The organism is Undibacter mobilis, from assembly GCF_003367195.1.
GTDB classification, from domain to species: Bacteria; Pseudomonadota; Alphaproteobacteria; order Rhizobiales; family Xanthobacteraceae; genus Pseudolabrys; species Pseudolabrys mobilis.
In genome coordinates this window covers 1,904,825-1,922,255 of the sequence record NZ_QRGO01000001.1, presented here as the reverse complement: position 1 = coordinate 1,922,255, position 17,431 = coordinate 1,904,825, and the positions used below count along the sequence as shown (strand labels likewise).

General features: G+C 60.4%; 16 protein-coding genes. 4 read left to right on the top strand and 12 right to left on the bottom strand.

Annotated features, from left to right (window positions below):
• Positions 1-205: 205 nt before the first annotated feature.
• The 3 genes from DXH78_RS09020 to DXH78_RS09010 are packed head-to-tail and all read left to right on the top strand — an operon-like array spanning position 206 to position 3,788.
• Complete coding sequence (locus tag DXH78_RS09020; protein WP_115516714.1) at positions 206-1,414, top strand: alpha-hydroxy acid oxidase; 1,209 nt, start codon at positions 206-208, stop codon at positions 1,412-1,414.
• Positions 1,396-2,475, top strand: coding sequence for a phosphotransferase (locus DXH78_RS09015; RefSeq protein WP_115516713.1), 1,080 nt, complete (start codon positions 1,396-1,398; stop codon positions 2,473-2,475). Before DXH78_RS09020 ends, DXH78_RS09015 begins: the two co-directional genes overlap by 19 nt.
• Complete coding sequence (locus DXH78_RS09010; RefSeq protein WP_115516712.1) at positions 2,472-3,788, top strand: aspartate aminotransferase family protein; 1,317 nt, start codon at positions 2,472-2,474, stop codon at positions 3,786-3,788. The genes DXH78_RS09015 and DXH78_RS09010 overlap by 4 nt, the downstream gene beginning before the upstream one ends.
• Before the next feature lie 19 nt (positions 3,789-3,807).
• On the opposite strand, the gene DXH78_RS09005 is transcribed toward DXH78_RS09010, so the two are convergent.
• The 10 genes from DXH78_RS09005 to DXH78_RS08960 form a co-directional block, all read right to left on the bottom strand.
• Positions 3,808-4,929 (bottom strand): mandelate racemase/muconate lactonizing enzyme family protein, encoded by a 1,122-nt coding sequence (locus DXH78_RS09005; protein WP_168192753.1) that lies wholly within the window; start codon positions 4,927-4,929, stop codon positions 3,808-3,810.
• Between the two features lie 19 nt (positions 4,930-4,948).
• Positions 4,949-5,836 carry an alpha/beta fold hydrolase gene (locus DXH78_RS09000; RefSeq protein WP_115516710.1) on the bottom strand — a complete coding sequence of 296 codons (888 nt, stop codon included), beginning with the start codon at positions 5,834-5,836 and terminating at the stop codon, positions 4,949-4,951.
• A gap of 8 nt (positions 5,837-5,844) precedes the next feature.
• Positions 5,845-7,290 carry an NAD-dependent succinate-semialdehyde dehydrogenase gene (locus DXH78_RS08995; protein WP_115517820.1) on the bottom strand — a complete coding sequence of 482 codons (1,446 nt, stop codon included), beginning with the start codon at positions 7,288-7,290 and terminating at the stop codon, positions 5,845-5,847.
• 50 nt (positions 7,291-7,340) lie between these two features.
• Positions 7,341-8,093 (bottom strand): short-chain dehydrogenase/reductase, encoded by a 753-nt coding sequence (locus DXH78_RS08990; RefSeq protein WP_115516709.1) that lies wholly within the window; start codon positions 8,091-8,093, stop codon positions 7,341-7,343.
• A gap of 57 nt (positions 8,094-8,150) precedes the next feature.
• Positions 8,151-9,119, bottom strand: a complete 969-nt coding sequence (locus DXH78_RS08985) for a branched-chain amino acid ABC transporter permease (protein ID WP_210209528.1) — start codon at positions 9,117-9,119, stop codon at positions 8,151-8,153.
• A gap of 2 nt (positions 9,120-9,121) precedes the next feature.
• Positions 9,122-9,985, bottom strand: coding sequence for a branched-chain amino acid ABC transporter permease (locus DXH78_RS08980; protein ID WP_115516708.1), 864 nt, complete (start codon positions 9,983-9,985; stop codon positions 9,122-9,124).
• Between the two features lie 29 nt (positions 9,986-10,014).
• Entirely contained in the window at positions 10,015-10,734 is a 720-nt protein-coding gene (locus DXH78_RS08975) for an ABC transporter ATP-binding protein (RefSeq protein WP_168192752.1), read from the bottom strand.
• Complete coding sequence (locus DXH78_RS08970; RefSeq protein WP_115516707.1) at positions 10,727-11,488, bottom strand: ABC transporter ATP-binding protein; 762 nt, start codon at positions 11,486-11,488, stop codon at positions 10,727-10,729. The genes DXH78_RS08975 and DXH78_RS08970 overlap by 8 nt, the downstream gene beginning before the upstream one ends.
• Positions 11,489-11,510: 22 nt before the next feature.
• Positions 11,511-12,740 carry an ABC transporter substrate-binding protein gene (locus tag DXH78_RS08965; RefSeq protein WP_115516706.1) on the bottom strand — a complete coding sequence of 410 codons (1,230 nt, stop codon included), beginning with the start codon at positions 12,738-12,740 and terminating at the stop codon, positions 11,511-11,513.
• Positions 12,741-12,864: 124 nt separating this feature from the next.
• The gene (locus DXH78_RS08960) at positions 12,865-14,496 is read right to left on the bottom strand and encodes a GMC family oxidoreductase (protein WP_115516705.1); all 1,632 of its coding nucleotides are present in this window, start codon (positions 14,494-14,496) and stop codon (positions 12,865-12,867) included.
• Between the two features lie 201 nt (positions 14,497-14,697).
• On the opposite strand from DXH78_RS08960, the gene DXH78_RS08950 reads away from it, so the two are divergent.
• Positions 14,698-15,456: a GntR family transcriptional regulator gene (locus tag DXH78_RS08950; protein ID WP_115516703.1), complete on the top strand. Its 759-nt coding sequence runs from the start codon at positions 14,698-14,700 to the stop codon at positions 15,454-15,456.
• A gap of 126 nt (positions 15,457-15,582) precedes the next feature.
• Here the strand turns inward: DXH78_RS08950 and DXH78_RS08945 are convergent, their stop codons facing one another.
• The gene (locus DXH78_RS08945; protein ID WP_245416778.1) at positions 15,583-16,896 is read right to left on the bottom strand and encodes a TRAP transporter large permease; all 1,314 of its coding nucleotides are present in this window, start codon (positions 16,894-16,896) and stop codon (positions 15,583-15,585) included.
• Positions 16,897-16,920: 24 nt separating this feature from the next.
• Entirely contained in the window at positions 16,921-17,430 is a 510-nt protein-coding gene (locus DXH78_RS08940; protein ID WP_115516702.1) for a TRAP transporter small permease, read from the bottom strand.
• Position 17,431: the final 1 nt, after the last annotated feature.

Genomic DNA, 17,431 nt, shown 5'->3' with positions numbered 1-17,431 from the left:
TCGTGGACGTCCGAATACACCGCATTTGCGTGCCCCCTTCTGCACAGAAATTTGCCAGAGACCGTAAACTAACTTCCGTCCGAAGCTGCTATAATAACCAAATATAACTGCCTTATTTATGAATGCAATATATATTACCTATCGTCTATAGCGATCACATGCGCCGATCTTTATCCTGGGCGTATCCCGATCGAAAAGGTGCGGCATGGGAACAGCGAAAACCGCAAGCTACGACGAGCTTCGGATGCGTTTTCCAACAGTGGACACCATGCGCGATTACGCGCGCACCCACGCGCCGCATTTCGCGTTTGAATACGCGGACGGCGGAGCTGGTTGCGATGCGGGAACGACGCGCAATCGCACTGCACTCGATGCTATCGAGTTACTTCCGCGCTACGGCGCCCTCGCTGAAGCAGGGTCGACAGAGATTTCTCTTTTCGACCAGCGTTACGCCGCGCCGATTGCAATATCGCCGATGGGTACGCCAGGCATTGTGTTGCCGGGAGCCGACAGGTTTCTTGCCCAGGCGGCGCAGGCGGCACGGGTTCCCTACACGCTCGGCATGATTGGCGGTGCAACGGTTGAAGAGATGGCGGCGCTGGCGCCCGATGTGCTCTGGTTCCAGATGCTGCGATGCTCGCTGAGCGACCACAAGATTGCCTTTGATCTCATGCGCCGTGCCGATGCTTGCGGCGTACGTGCCCTTGTGTTGACCATGGACGTTCCCGTTTACACGACGCGCCCGCGGGCAACGCTAGCCGGATTGGGGGGCAGCAGGTTCAGCCCGAACGCACGAATGATGTGGGATATCGCCACGTCACCTGCTTGGTTCGCAGCGCTGCTGGCCAATGGGATTCCCCGCTTCGCAAATCTGAAAAAATACATGCCGCCGAGCGCGAGCATCAACGATGTGATTGCATTCACGCAACGGGAGATTGGCGGAGCCTTTTCATGGGAGGAAGTTGCGCGCTATCGGGATTTTTGGAAACGGCCGCTCGTCATCAAGGGCATTCTCCACCCGCAGGACGCCGAGAAGGCGGTCGCCCTCGGTGCAGACGGCATTATCGTCTCCAATCATGGCGGGCGACAGGTCGACGCCCTGCCTGCCAGTATCGATTGTCTGCCGGACATCGTTAAAGCCGTAGCAGGGCGGACGACCGTCTTTCTGGATTCCGGCATCCGCAGCGGTTCGGACATCGTCCGCGCTCTGGCTCTTGGTGCGAATGCCACGTTCGCTGGCAAAGCGTTTCTGTGGAGCCTTTCGGCACTTGGAGCCGAAGGACCTGCTCATGCCATACGCATACTCCAGGAGGAAACACGCGCCACCCTCGCTCAACTCGGCGCCACTTCTGTCGCCGATGCGCAGCACGTAATGACCCGCCATATACCGCGGTCATGGGCAGCACTTCGATGATGGCAGGCGAGATACTGGGCCAGAGCCTCGTTGCGGACATTTTATCGATCGACCCGTCGACGGCGGAAGCGTTCGTGGCCGCGCGCTATGGAATTATCGGATCTGCAACGCGGCTGACGGCGGAACGTGACTGCAACTTTGTGATTCAGACCGAAGCCGGCGATCGATACGTACTGAAGGTCACCAATCCGAAGGAAGACCGAGTTTTCGTCAACTTTCAGACTAGCGCCCTGCGGCACCTCGAATTGAAGACCCCTGCGATCCCCGTGCCGCGCGTCTTGCCGACCGTCGACGGTAATTTCGAGCCGGAGCTGCGCCTAACACCTTCCGGTTCCGCGATCGCCCGCCTGCTCACATATGTGCCTGGCGAAGTCTTGCGGTTCTCCAACCGCACCGCACAGCAGCGACACAATCTCGGCCGCGTCGCCGCCGAACTGGCCGTGTCATTGCAAGACTACGATCATCCGGGGGCCCGTCATCTCATTGCCTGGGACATCAAGAATGCCGGCAGGCTGCGGGAGCTGATGTCGCCGTCGCTTGGCGAACAGGCGGACCAGGAAATAATCGTGAAAACGCTCGATGTCTTTGACCAGCGTCTGGCCCCTCGACTGCCAAACCTTCGCGCGCAAATTGTCCACAACGACCTCAATCGCAATAATGTCATCGTCGACGCCGAAGACCATAGCCGGATTGTCGCAATCCTCGACTTTGGCGATATGGTCCACACAGCGCTGATCAACGATGTCGCGATAGGCGCTGCCAATCAACTGGGCGACACGCCCGATCTTCTGGCGCCCGCCGCCGATTTCGTTGGCGGGTATCATACGATCACGCCGCTGTCCCCGGAGGAACTCGGTATGCTGCCGGACTTAATTGCCGTTCGGCTGGCCATGAGCGTGATTATTACGGAGTGGCGCGCCAGGCGCTTCCCCGACAACCGAACCCACATCCTGCGCAATACCGAATCGAACCGGCAGCGGCTTCACCTTCTGCTCGGTATGCCGCGCACAACGGCGACGTCGATATTTCTCCATGCGTGCGAGAGGCCCCGGGTGCCATGACACAGAAACCGCTTCTTAACTCTTTCAATCCAGGCAACGCGAACGAGCTTGATGCCCCGACCAAGGCACTGATAGCGCGCCGTCAACGTGCTCTAGGCGCCGGCTACAGGCTCTTTTACGAGCGGCCGGTTTATGCCGAACGTGCCGAGGGCATATGGTTATATGGAAAGGACGGCGAACGGTATCTCGACGCCTATAACAACGTTCCTTCGGTCGGCCATTGTCATCCACGCGTTGTGGAGGCCATCGCCAAGCAAGCGGCGAAGCTGAACACGCATACGCGATACCTCTTCGACGTCGTCATCGACTATGCCGAGACCCTTCTCGCAACATTCCCGCCCGACCTGGACAACGTCATGTTTACCTGCTCGGGCAGCGAAGCCACAGATTTGGCACTACGCGTCGCTCGGGATTTTACTCAAGCCGAAGGCATCATAGTCACGCGCCATGCCTATCATGGCACGACGGCCGCCGCCGCAGAGGTATCTCCTTCACGCGGAGCCACATCGCCAAGGATTCGCACCGTAGGCGCGCCTGATTTTTATCGCTCGCCGGATGGCAATGTCGGTGCCCAGCTTGCCGAGGAGGTCGCGCGGGCGATCGATTCGTTGAAAAAGGATGGAGCAGGGTTTGCCGGACTGGTGCTCGACACCGTCTTCAGTAGCGATGGCCTGTGCGTCGAACCGGCCGGCTTTTTGCGAGACGTGACCGATGTCGTCCGCGCCGCGGGCGGCCTGCTGATTGCGGATGAAGTTCAGGGCGGCTTTGGCCGCACCGGCAGCCATATGTGGGGCTTTGCACGCCACGGTATCGTTCCGGATCTGGTCGTCATGGGCAAAGCCATGGGCAACGGCATGCCCATTGGCGGCGTGGTCGGAAAGTCTCACTTGTTCGACAAATTCGGCAAGAGCAACCGCTACTTCAACACGTTTGCCGGCAACCCGGTCTGCTGTGCGGCGGCTCTTGCTGTTCTTGAGGTTATTGAGAGCGAGCAATTGATGGCGAATTCGGTCGCCGTTGGCAATTATCTTCGAACGGCACTGGCAGACCTTGCCCGCCCTTATCCGCAGATAGGCGATGTTCGCGGTGCCGGGCTTTTTGCCGGCGTCGAATTCGTCAAAGACCAAAGCACCCGCCAGCCGAATGCCGCCGCCGCCCTCGCCTGCGTCAACGCGCTTCGGGACAAGCGTATTCTCATCAGCACGATGGGCCCCTACGGCAGCACGCTTAAAATCCGACCGCCGCTACCGTTTACCAGGGAGGCAGTTGATCTACTGATAAAATCCCTCGGCGAATGTCTGACGCAAATCTAGAATTGAGCGCACGATGTGCTCATCGTAACATGAAGCGTTGAAGCTCGCCCTCGTCCACGGTGATGCCAAGGCCCGGCCCTTGCGGACAGGTTACCGTGCCAAGCATCGACGGTCCCCCGGGGCCGATCGGGTCCTCAGCGAGAAACGCAACGCCGACATTGAGCAGCCAGTCGATCTGCGGTAACGCACACGATGTATGGATCATCGCCGCTGTCGACAGCGACGTTTCCATCATCATAGCGACCCCGACCGACAGGCCGAAACCGTCGCAGATCGTTGCTACACGCGTGAGCTCGGTTGGCCCACCGAGCTTGATCGATTTCAGGCTCATGCCGGCTACGGCCTTCAGATCGCGCAGGGCCGTAACGTCGTTGAGGCCGTGAATCGACTCATCTGCCGAGATCGGTACGGGCGTCTGAGCCGCCAAGAGCGCCATGCGGTAGTTGTCCGCAGCGATCGGCTGCTCCAGATAGGCAAGGCCATAATCCGCTGCGCCACAAGCAAACTGCAGAGCAGCGGGAATATCCCAGGCCATATTGGCATCGACGCAGAGGAAGCGGTCGTCGCCAATGGCGCCCCGAACGGCCTTCACCATGGCGACATCGTCGCGCACCAGACCTGAGCCGACCTTCAATTTGAAACAGTCGACACCGGCGTCGAGCAGTTCGGCCACGTCTTTCAAAACGGAAGCCTGATCGTATCCGCCGACAATGGACAAGGTTTTCACCGATGTCCGGTATGCGCCGCCCAGCACGTCGACCGCGGCAATGCCTTTGAGCTTTCCAACCAGGTCAAGGAGCGCCATATCGATAGCGCCGATCGCGCCACCATTGGCGAACACCGACGCGGCCATCGCTCTGACGATGGAAATACGGTCGAACGCCGACTGGCCGATCACCAGCGGCTTCAGACGCGCCTCGATCATGGCCTGCATACCGCGGACGGTCTCGCCGGCATTGCCGGGGTCCGCGATAGCCTCACCCCAGCCTTCGACACCGCTCGCCGACCGCAGCCGAAGATAAAGGATACTCGCGTCGTGCACCAAGCTGCCGGCAAGCTTCATCGGCTTCTTCAGCGGCAGTTTGATTGGAAAGCAATCGAGGGCGACGATCTTGCTCTCCGGTGCTCCAGGGTCGGTCACGGCGTCGTCTCCTTTGCACTCAGCTCTGGTGCAGTCCGAAGTCAGGCAGAGCTTCAACGCGCGGGTCGCGCAGCGGCCAGCGTCCCGCATCGACCTGGCAGAGAAACCGTTCGAGGATGCGGTTGTATTCGTCCGGCTCCTCGAGGTTGATGGAGTGACCGGCATTCGGAATGACCGACAAGGCAGCACTGCGGATCGTGCGCTTGAGGAATATACCGGGCTGAATGCAGGGAAAGTCCTCATCGCCGACCATGATCAGCGTCGGCACCTCGAGCGTCTTTAGCGCCGGCTCCAGCGTGTAGATCGATGGCCGGCGTCCTTGCAGATGACGCTGCGTCATCGCCGAGCCGGTGGCGTCGTGGCCGCCGAGTTTCGTCAGGAACTCTTCGTAGCCGCGCGGGTCCTTGTTCGCGAATTGCACGCGGCCAAGGCCCGTCGCATAGAGCCGCCCGAAGGCCGGCATGCCCATGGTCTCGATGGCGCGGCCGGTCTGCTCGCTGCGTTGCCGGAAGGCGTCGAGCCGGTCGAGGTCGGCGCCATAGCCGCAACCGCCAAGGCACAGCGACAGCGCGCGATCGGTGTAACGGACGCCGAAATGCAGCGTTGCGATGGCGCCCATCGACAAGCCGACAATGTGCGCCTTGTCGATGCCGGCGGCATCGAGCACGGCGGCAATGTCATCAACGGCGCGGCCCTGCTCGTAGGCCGCTGGATCTGTCGGTACATCGGACGGCGCAAACCCCCGCGCGGCAAAGCTGATGCACCGATGGGTCTTGCCGAAGTGACGAAGCTGCGCCTCCCAGCTCGTATGATCGCCGGCGAACTCATGCACGAAGACGATCGGCCGGCCGGCGCCGGCGATCTCGAAGTGCAGCTCGTAGCCGTCCTGCGTGCGGGCGCGTGGCATGTCCGCCTCTACAGCGAGCGGGTTTCAGCAACGAGCTTGGTACGCATGAAGGCTTCGAGACCTTCGATGCCGCCTTCCGAGCCGTAACCGCTGTGGTTGACGCCGCCGAAGGGCGTCTCCGGCAGCGACACCATCATGCCGTTGATGCCGACGAGCCCGGTCTCCAGCCGTTGCGACATCTGCTCGGCGCGGCCGCCGTTCTTGGTGAACACATAAGCCGCGAGGCCGACGTCGACGCTGTTGGCACGCGCCACCACCTCATCGAGGTCGTCGAAGGTCGCGACCGGCGCCACCGGACCGAACTGTTCCTCGCGCATAATGGTCGCCTCGTCCGACACACCGTCCAGCAAGGTCGGGGCATAGAACCAGCCGCGATTGCCGACGCGGCTGCCGCCGGCCACGACGGAGGCGCCGCGCTGCGTTGCGTCCGATACCATGCGCTCCATCACGTCGATGCGCCGTTTGGCCGCGAGCGGGCCCATTGTGGTGTCCGCCGCCAGGCCGTCGCCGACGACGATCTTGTCGATGTTCTTCTTGAAGGCATCGACAAACTGGTCGTGAACGCGCGAATGCACGAAGAAACGGCTCGCCGAAGTGCAGACCTGCCCGGAGTTGCGGTACTTGAAGGCGACCCCGAGTTGGGCGGCGGCTTCCACGTCGGCGTCGTCGAATACAATGAACGGGGCGTGGCCACCCAGCTCCATGGTGCAGCGCTTCAAGGTGTCGGCGGCTTGCTTCTGGAGAATGATACCGACCGGCACGCTGCCGGTGAAGGTCACCTTCTTGGGGATTTTCGACGCCATAAGATGGCTCGACACCTTGGCCGGGTCGCCGAACACGACATTGAGCACACCAGCCGGCAACCCGGCCTCTTGGAAGCAGCGCGCGATGGCGATCGCCGTGCCCGGGGTTTCCTCGCTCGGTTTGACGATGATCGAGCACCCTGCGCCCAGGGCACCGGCGACCTTGCGGATCACATTGACGCCGGGGAAGTTCCACGCCGCGAAAGCCAGGACGGGGCCGACCGGCTCTTTCATGACCGAGGTTCTGGTGTTGGGCGTGCGCGACGGCACAATCCGCCCGTACCCCCGCTTGCCCTCTTCGGCGTACCAACGAAGGATGCCGACAACAAAATCAATTTCCTGCAGCGACTCACGCATCGGCTTGCCTATTTCGAGTGTACAGGTCCGCGCGATTTGCTCGCGGCGCGACTCGAGCAGACGCGCCGCGCGTTCCATCACCACCTGACGTTCGAAGGCCGGCGTCTTTTTCCAGACTTCAAATCCTTTCGCGCTTGCCTCGAGCGCGCGGTCGAGATCGGCGATGGAGGCCAGCGGCAGATCGCCGAGCTTCTCCTCCGTTGCCGGATTCTCGACGGCGATCGCGGCATTCGCCGAACCCGAGGTCCACTCACCATCGATCAACATCTGAAGACGTTCGTAGTCAGCGGTCATCGCGATCACCCTTCAATTCGGAATGGACTTGGATCGGCATGCAGCCGGGATCAAAGCGAGTCTCGGGACGACAAGCCGCCGTCAATGGTCAGAACCGTGCCCGAGGTGTAGCCGGACAGCGGCGATGCCAAGAACAGAATGGCGTTGACGATTTCGGCAATGCTGGCTGGTCGGCCTTGCGGCAAATGGCTGGGCGCGCCGCTGTCGCCACGATCCGCCTGCAGTTTCCTGAAGCGCGGCGAGTCCACGGGCCCTGGATTCACGCCGACGACGCGAATGCCGTCATCCAGACTGCGCCCGCCAAGAGCCCGGGTGAAAGCCATGAGACTGGCATTGGCTGACGACCCGCAGATGTATTTGGCGTCAAAGATTTCGCCGGCGGCGCCGATGTTGTTGATGATCACCCCGCCGCCCCGTTGCTTCATCAACGGGTAGACCGCGCGCGCCAGCGCCACATAACCGAACACCTTGAGGCCCCAGGCTTCGCGCCATCGGGCATCATCCACCTGCCAGAGGGTGCCGCCAGGCACGGCGCCGGCATTGTTGATCAGGATATCAATCTCGCCCGCTGCTTTGGCGATTCTCGGTGGCACAGCCGGATCGCCGAGATCGGCGGCCTGGACCGTGATTTCGACACGATGGTGCGAGCGCAGCTTGTCAGCCAATGCGTCCAGCAAATCCGCGGACCGGGCAACCAGATGCAGCAACGCCCCTTCCGCCGCGAAGGCAACAGCCAACGCCTCACCAATGCCCTTGGTGGCGCCGGTGATCAGAACTTTGCGACCAGCGAGTTGGAGATCCATGCTTCAGCTACGCGTACCTTGCGACGCCGCGGCCCCAGTGCCGAGCCGCGCGCCGCTTCACTCGAACCATTTCTTGAAACGAGCCAGTTCGCCGATGATGCCCTTTCGGAACATCAGCACGGTGGCGATGAACAGGACGCCCTGCAGCACGACGACCGAAATGCCAATCTGGGCGAGGCCATCCTGCGCAGCCACGATGAACAGTGCACCGACGATCGGCCCGATCAGAGTGCCGATGCCACCGACCAGTGCCATCAGCACGCCGTCGCCCGACATCAGCCAGTGGGCGTCGGGTAGCGCGGCGATCTGGAACACCAGCGCCTTCAACGCACCGCCGATGGAGGCGAGAAATGCCGACAGCACGAAAGCGATGAACTTGTACGACATCGGGTTTTCACCCAGCGAACGGACCCGATCGGAGTTCTCCCGGATCGCCATCAGAATTTCGCCGAACGGAGAGTTCACGACCCGATAGGTGAAAAGCAGGCACAGCATGAAGATCGCGAGAACGAAGACATAAAGGTTGGTATTGTCGCGCAGACTGAAGCCGAAGATTTCGCCGCGCGGGATGCCCTGCAGTCCGTCGTCGCCGCCGGTAAACGGCGCCTGGACGCAGAAGAAATAGACAAGCTGCGCGAGCGCCAGCGTGGTCATCGCGAAATAGAACTCGATGCGGCGCACCGCGATCGCGGCAAAGACGACGCCGAGCGTCGTGCCCGCGGCCACCCCGATGAAAAGCGACGGCAGGACCCCGAAATGGAACTCCTTGGCCACGTAACCGAAAATGTACGCGGATATGGCAAAGAAAGCGGCATGCCCGAAGGACAACATACCCGCATAACCCAGCAGCAAATTCACGCTCATGCCGAGAATGGCGTAGCACATCGCCTTCATCAGGAAGACCGGGTACACGTAGATCGGAGTGAGCAGGAAAAAGACTGCAACAAGGACAATGCCGACGATTTCGAGATTGAGACGTCGTGGCATCGTGGCGGCCGTTTGCATCGTTTCGGCTTGCTTGTTCATCGCTAGGCGTCCTTGCCGAAGAGGCCTGCCGGCCGGAAGAGCAGAACCAGGGCCATTACCGCGAAGATCACGCTGTTCGCACCCTGCGGGTAGAAGACCTTGGTCAGGCCTTCGAGCACGCCGAGGCCGAACCCGGTGAAAATGGCACCGGAGAGCGAACCCATGCCACCGACAACGATAACGGCGAACACCACGATGATAATGTCCGCGCCCATCATCGGGCTGACCTGATAGATCGGTGCCGCCATGACGCCGGCAAACGCGGCCAGACCGGCACCCGCGCCGTAAGTCGCCGTCAGCAACAACGGAACACGCACGCCGAACGTCTTAAGCAGATCGGGGTTCTCCGTCGCAGCGCGCAGATAAGATCCGAGTTTGGTTTTCTCAATCACCAGCCACGTTGCCGCGCAGGCGACGATGGCGGCAACGATCACCCAGAGCCGGTAGATCGGGATGTACATGAATCCCACATCGATGCCGCCACTGAGCAACTCCGGCGGCGGATAAGGCGCGCCCGACGAGCCGTAACGATCGAGAAGGAGGCCCTGCGCCAGGAGAGCGAAGCCGAAGGTCAGCAGCATGCCGTAGAGGTGGTGCAGATGATAAAGACGGCTCAGCATCAGGCGCTCAAAGACGATAGCAATCCCGGCCACGATCAGCGGCGACAAGACAAGCGACGGCCAGTAACCGAGATTCAGGTAGCGCAGCAGCAGCAGCGCGGTGAACGCGCCGAGCATGAACTGAGCGCCGTGGGCGAAGTTGGCTACCCGCAGCAGGCCGAAGATGATGGCAAGCCCGAGGCTCAGCAGCGCATAGAACGAGCCATTGATCAGGCCAAGGATAAGCTGGCCGGATAACGCCACCATAGAGAAATGATCCACGATCGACCTCCGACCTAAACGCTCAAATACCGGGTGACCTGGTCCCAGTCGCGCTTGATGCGCTCGCTATCGAACTCGTCGACCACGACACCTGATTCCATCACGTAATGGCGGTCAGCCACGCGTTGCGCAAAGCGATGATTCTGTTCCACCAGAACGATCGTAAAGCCGCGCTGCTTCAACAACGCAATGGCACGTTCGATCTGTTTGACAATGACCGGAGCAAGTCCTTCGGTCGGCTCGTCGAGCAAAAGAACTTCGGCACCGGTGCGAAGGATGCGCGCGATGGCCAACATCTGCTGTTCGCCGCCGGAAAGATTGGTGCCACGGCTGGCCAGCCGCTCGCGAATATTCGGGAATAGATCGAAGATCTCTTCGGCCGAGAACCCTCCGTCGCGCAGCTTCGGCGGCAGATAGAGGTTCTCTTCTACGCTGAGCGACTTGTATATACCGCGCTCCTCAGGACAGTAAGCGAGCCCGAGCCGTGCGATCGCGGTCGGCGAATAGCCGATCGCTTCCTCACCCCGAATCTTGATCGAGCCGCGCTTCTTCGACATCAGGCCGATCAGCGAACGAAGCGTTGTGGTCTTGCCGGCGCCATTGCGGCCGAGAATAGTGACGAGTTCGCCCTTCGAGACGTTCAGATTGACACCATGAAGAACGTGGGAATCGCCGTACCAGGCCTGCAGCCCGGAAACGTCGATGAGTTTCGTTCCGGAGCCTGTGTTATTCACTATCGGTCCCCAGGTAAGCCTGCTTAACAATCGGACTGTTCGAGACGACGTCGTAAGATCCTTCGGCAACGACCTGACCGCGCACCTGAACGGTGATTGTGTCGGCAAGGCGCGCAACCACACCAAGATTGTGCTCGACCATGATTACGGTGCGGTCGGCGGCGCATTTCTTGATGAGATCGGTGGTACGATCGACATCTTCGCTGCCCATGCCGGCCGTCGGCTCATCGAGCAGGAGGAGCTCGGGTTCACGCGCAATCGTCGTAGCAATTTCGAGCGCGCGGCGCCGCCCGTACGGCAGATCGGCCGCCGTTGCATGAAGGACATCCTCCAAGCCAACGGAGGCAATGTACTTTTCCGCCTCGTCGTTCAAACGGTTCAAGGACGTCTTGGATCGCCAGAAATCGAACGAGCGCCCTCCCCGATTCTGGATGGCGATACGGACGTTCTGCAGAACGGTTAAAGCCGGGAAAATGGCGGAAATCTGGAAGGATCGCACCAGACCGAGCCGCGCGATCTCGGGCGAGGACAACGGCGTGATATCGCGACCGTTGAACTCGATCGTTCCGCTCGTCGGCTGATGAACTTTTGTCAGCAGATTGAACAGCGTTGTCTTGCCGGCGCCGTTCGGTCCAATGATGGCGTGGATCGAACCACGCCGCACATTGATGCTGACACTGTTGACCGCGACGAAGCCGCCGAACGATTTGCTCAGCGCCTTCGTCGCGAGGATGATGTCGCTTTCGCGATTCATTATTTGATGACTGCCTTAGGTGCTACGCACGAAGCTTGCAGGCGCTTTCCGAGAGCGGGCGGAAAGCCTTGTCCGCCGGGACGGTTGCAATCACCTTCTCGTAATCCCACTCCCCCTTCGACTCTTCTGGTGTCTTCACCTCGACCAGATAGACGTCGTGAGTCATGCGGCCGTTCGGAAGCAGCCTGCCGTTGCGAAGGAAGGCGTCGTTAAGCGTGGTGTTCAGGAAGTATTGGCGGATCTTGCCCGGATCGTCAGTGCCGAGCTTCTCGACAGCTTTGAGATACTGCAGCGTCGACGAATAGACGCTCGCCTGAACCGCGGTCGGACGCTTCTTGAAGCGCGCGTAGAAGCGATCGGCGAACTCCTTGGACTTGTCGTCCATGCCCCAGTACCAGGCGTCGATGAACCGCAGGCCCTGCATCGTCTTAAGGCCGACGGCATGAATATCGGAAAGGTAGGGCAGAAGAGCCACAACCTTCTGACCACGGCGCGTGACGCCGAATTCCTGCGCCTGCTTGATTGTATTGACGGTGTCATTGCCGCCGGAAGCGATGGCGATCACCTTGGCGCCGGAGGCTTGCGCCTGCAGGACGTAGGACGAGAAGTCGAGCGTCTGCAGCGGATGGCGAACGGCGCCAACAACTTTGCCGCCGGCCTTTTTCACAGCCTGGTCCATCGACGCCTGCATCGCGTGGCCGAATTCGTAGTCAGCGACGATGAAGAACCAGGAATCGAGGCCCTGGCCGATCATGCTCGCGGCAACAGCGTTCGTCTGCGCGTAAGTGTCGGTGTTCCAGTGAATGCCGTACTCGTTGCAGGCATCTTCGGAGATCTTGTCCGTGGCGGCGGCCGAATAGAAGGCAAGGCGCTTATAGTCGCCCACGAGCTTGTTCACGCCGATGGCAATGCCGGAATTCATCACGTCGACGAATGCCTTCAGATCGCGCCGCTCGATCCATTCGCGCGCCAGAGCCAGACCGACATTCGCTTTGTGCTGGTGATCGGCGATCAGAAGCTCGACCTTGCGGCCGAGAACCTGGCCGCCAATTTCCTGCATCGCGATTTCAGCGGCAACGCCGGTGCCGGGACCACCCAGATCCGAGAAAGAACCGGTCAGATCGGTAAGAATGCCGATCTTGAAGGTTTCGTTGGCAGCCGCTGTCCGGACGAACGGCGAGCTCACCAGAGCGGTTGTTGCGGCCAAGGCGCCCACGAAGGCGCGGCGGGTCGTTCTGAATTCCTCAGGCATCTGCTGCACTCCCCAATCGCATTTTTTGGCTGCGGATTCCCCGCAACGGACAGGCTGACCATAAGTATGTCGGCCGATAATCGCGTCATACAATCTGCAAACGAGACTGTCAATCTGGCTGGCGTTAGAGTTTGGCGGCGTCCTGCCTGATGAGATCGGCGCCCTTCTCGCTGAGCATCAGCGTAGGCGCGTACGTGTTGCCCGACGGCACGTCCGGCATGATCGATGCATCAACAATACGGAGGCGTTCCACGCCGTGGACACGGAGATGGTCGTCGACGACCGCATTGACGTCAGTCGCGGGACCCATCCGGCTCGTGCCGCAGAAATGATAGATCGTCGAACCCGTCTGCCGCGCGAAGTCCAGAAGCTCATCGTCGCCTTCAAGCGCGGGCCCCGGTACGCTTTCGCGAACCACATACTTCGAGAATTCAGGCGTGCCGAGAAATTTGCGTGTCTGGCGAATGCCCGCAACGATCGTCCGTTGATCGTAGGAATCTGCAAGATAGTTCGGCTGAATGATGGGGTCTTCGAAGGCATTAGTCGACCGCGCCTCGACGTAACCGCGGCTGTGCGGACGATGGGGCCAGACGCCGAGCGAGATGCCCGGGAAATCGTCAAGAACACCGAACAATCCGGCCTTGAAGCTGATCGGGGTAAAGACGAATTGAAGGTCCGGCTGATCGAGACCAGCCTGCGACTGACCGAACACGTAGGCCAGCGAGGAACTCAGACCGAGAATGCTCGGCCGCCCCATGAGCCATTTGGCGACCTCCCAGCCAAGCCGCGGGCCGCGCGACAGCTCATTGGCCGTCGCGGCACCCTTGATCTCGACGACTGTGCGGACGCCGAAATGATCAGACAGATTTCGTCCCACCCCCGGCAGGACGTGGACCGGATCGACGCCGAGACGCTGCAAGACGTTCGCGGGACCGATGCCCGAAAGCTGCATCAGCTTCGGCGTGTTCAGCGAGCCCGCCGAGATAATGACCTCTTTTCTCGCTCGGATCGTCCGCCGCGCGCCACCGGTGGATTGGCGGAAGGCGACACCAACCGCCCTCTTGCCCTCGAATAAAATTCGTTCGGCCTGGGCACGGCAAATGACTTCGAGATTCACTCGACCACGGGCCTGCCCTAAATAGCCGCGAGCGGCGCTGACCCGCCGTCCATGCTCGATCGCCCGCTGCATGTAACCGACGCCGGCCTGATTGCCGTCGTTGTAGTCAACATTGCGCGGCACGCCTGTCCCGGTCACGCCCGCGACAAACGCTTCGGTCAGCGGCGTGAACCATTCATTGTCTGTGACCGGAATTGGCCCGCTACGCCCGCGGATATTATCGTCGCCCTTTCCGACACGCCGCTCGGATTTCTTGAAGTAGGGCAGAACGTCGTCATACCCCCAGCCTTTGTTACCGGCCTGAGCCCACGCGTTGTAGTCCGATGGCAAGCCGCGATTGTAGATCATGCCATTGATGGAGGATGACCCTCCCAGCGTCTTGCCCTGCGGCGCGAACACAGGCCGGCCGTTTGTGCCCGGACTTCCTTCGGTTCTGAACTGCCACGCAACCTTCGGATTGAAGAGCAGCTTGATGACGCCGGCCGGAATGCGGATGAGCGGATTGGTGTCCGGCGGACCCGCCTCAAGAACGCAGACCGTGACGTTAGAGTTCTCCGTCAACCGTGCCGCCAAGACGCAGCCAGCGGCCCCGCCTCCGACGATTACGTAATCGAAGGCGGATTCAGACGTAGTGGCCATGGTGAGCGTATCTCCCGCTGAACTCTTCCATATGCTTTATATGCTCATATTGCAGTCCGTTGACATGTCTGTCGGCTTGCCTGACAATATGAACGAAATCGCATGTAGCATCGGCGCGCCTTATTGTGAAGAGACGAAGCGGTGGGCACCCGCGCCGACAATCCACACCAAATACCAGTCTAGATTGTTCAGACGTGACCAATGCGGATAGGCTTGAGGCCAAATACCTGGATAGGACCAAACACGGTGCGTGATCCGTTAGACAGAACCTCAATGCGCGTCGCCGCCGTCGCCGCTCCCATTCGCACGCAGGTTGCGGAGATGCTGCGTAACGCCATTATCTCGCAGCGTTTCGAGCCCAATCAGCGCCTGGTCGAAAAAGACCTTTGCGAAATGCTGGGCGTGAGCAGGCCCTCTGTGCGCGAAGCTTTGCGCGAACTTGAGGCCGAGGGGTTGATCCGAACCGTGCCGAATCGCGGACCGGTCGTCGCCAAGCTTGAGGTGCAGGAGGCCATCGGCATTTACCAGATCCGGGGGGTGCTCGAGGCCCTCGCAGCGAAACTGTTCTGCCAGAATGCCACTGATGCCCAGATCGGCGAATTGCAGGTCCAAGCCAAGCGCGTCGAGGCTGCCTACAAGGCCGGCGATATCGACGCCATCATCAGCACCAAGGCCGCGTTCTACGCCGTGCTGCTGGAAGGCGCGCAAAATCCGCTCATTCCAAACTTCTTGCGGCTCATCAATGCCCGCATCATTCAGCTTCGCCGCTATTCGCTCTCGTCCAAGGAGCGAATGAAGGCAAGCATCCACGAGATCCATGAGATCATGGACGCCATCAAGCGCCGTGATGAAGACGCCGCCTTCAAGGCCTCGATGCAGCACATCCAGGCGGCGGCAAAAGCCGGAATCGAAAAGCTGTCTCGCGAAGCCGAACAGAAACTGAGCGAGAAGGCGTCGTAGATTGGGCCCCTGCTGCGGGTAACTTCAACGGCCCACCGCGTCCACTTACGCCGCTAAATCGGTCAAGATGGCGCGCCCTCGAGGATCCGAGCTTCAATCCCAGATACATGCCTGGGCCCCCTGCCTCTACTTCAACAACTGAACAGTGTAGAGCGCGAGTGCTGGAAACATGACCAGCAGCGCCAGACGCAACACGTCGGCAATCAAGAACGGCGTGATACCGGCATAAATGGTCCCCAAGGGGATGTCCTTCCGCATTCCGTGAACGACAAAGACGCTGAGGCCGATCGGCGGCGCGAGGAGCCCGATCTCAACGACCGTCACGTTGATGATGCCCCACCAAACAAGATCGTAATTAAAATGCTTTATGAGCGGCAGCACGAACGGCAAGGTCACAACCATCGCAGCAACCTCGTCGAAAATGGCCCCGAGGATGAGATAGAGGAGCAGCAGGATGGAGACAACCAGCACCCCTGACAGCTGCAGCGCGCCGACGGCTTCGATCAACCGTTGCGGTGCATGCGTTACGGACATGAAATATGAAAAGATGGAGGCACCGACGATCATGATATAGATCATCAGAGTCGTCGCGCTGGCCTCTGCCAGGACACTCAGAAAAGACCGCCAGGTCAGTCTCTTGCGGCCGATAGCGAACAAAAGCGCGATCGTGACACCCACGGCTGCGGCCTCGTTGACGGTAAAGATACCGCTGTAGATGCCGCCAAGAACGACCGTTCCGAGCAGCAGCACGCCCCAGTTGGCCTTGATCACCTGCCATCGCTCAGGCCAAGGCACGCGCGGTCCGGGCGGGCCACCGTTCGGATTGATGAAATACACATAGGCCATGACGGCAAACATATAGAACGAGATCGCCATGATCGCGGGGATGATCGCCGCAACGAACAGATCGACGATGAACTGCTCGCTGAGGATGGCGTAGATGACCATGATCGACGACGGCGGCACGATGATGCCGAGTGTACCGCCGGCCGCCACCACCCCGGTCGCCAAAGCTGGCGAATAACCCCGTTCCAACATCTCTGGCAAAGCAACGCGACCGAAAGTCGCCGTTGTGGCAATTGCCGAACCACACACCGCTCCGAAACCGCCGCAACCACCGATCGTAGCCAGAGCCAGTCCGCCGCGACGATGACCGATAAACGCATAGGCAAGTTTATAGACATCGGAAGCCAGACCTGCCGCTGCCGCGAGACTGCCCATCAGCAGGAACATCGGAATGACGGCGAGGTCGAGATTCGTAAAGACGCTCGCTGGCTCGCTGGCCAGGAGAGACAGAGCCGGTTTGACGCCGACCAATATGGCAAAGCCGCCCGCACCGACGATTCCCATAGCAATGCCAATCGGCACGTGCACCGCCATCAGAACGAACATGGCGACGAAGCCCAAGCCCGCCAATACAAGTGGATCCGACATGCGCATTCTCGCAATCTTCAGGATTGAGGACTAGACGTCGCTTCTCGAGCAGAAAGCGCGCGAGAAATCGAACAGAACGATCACGAACTGAACCGGGACGCTAATGAGCAGCAGCGCTGTCGCGATCCACCAGCCGGGCGAGATCGGTAATTTCAGAACCCAGGTGGTCTGCCCGGAGTTCGTGACTTCGATGGCGTAGGGGACGAACTGCCAGGCCATCACGGCAACGAAGGCCAGCGTAAACAGCCCCCCGAAACCGTCGAGAAATGCCTTACTGCGCGGCCCTAAGGCATTACCGAGAAACTCAACCGTGATGTTCTGCTTGGCCGCAAGATTGGCCGGAACGCAAGCCGCGATGACGACGGCCAGCACGATGGCGCTGACGTCGTTGACGCCATGGATCGGAGCTCCGAATAGCCATCGGGAGCCAATGTCGAGCGTCGTCATCACCGCAAGAATCAGGAGACCGAAGAAGCCGATCAGCGCCATGGCGCCGCTAACCTTGAGCATTCTCTGCCAATAGATGTTGTCCTCGTTCATC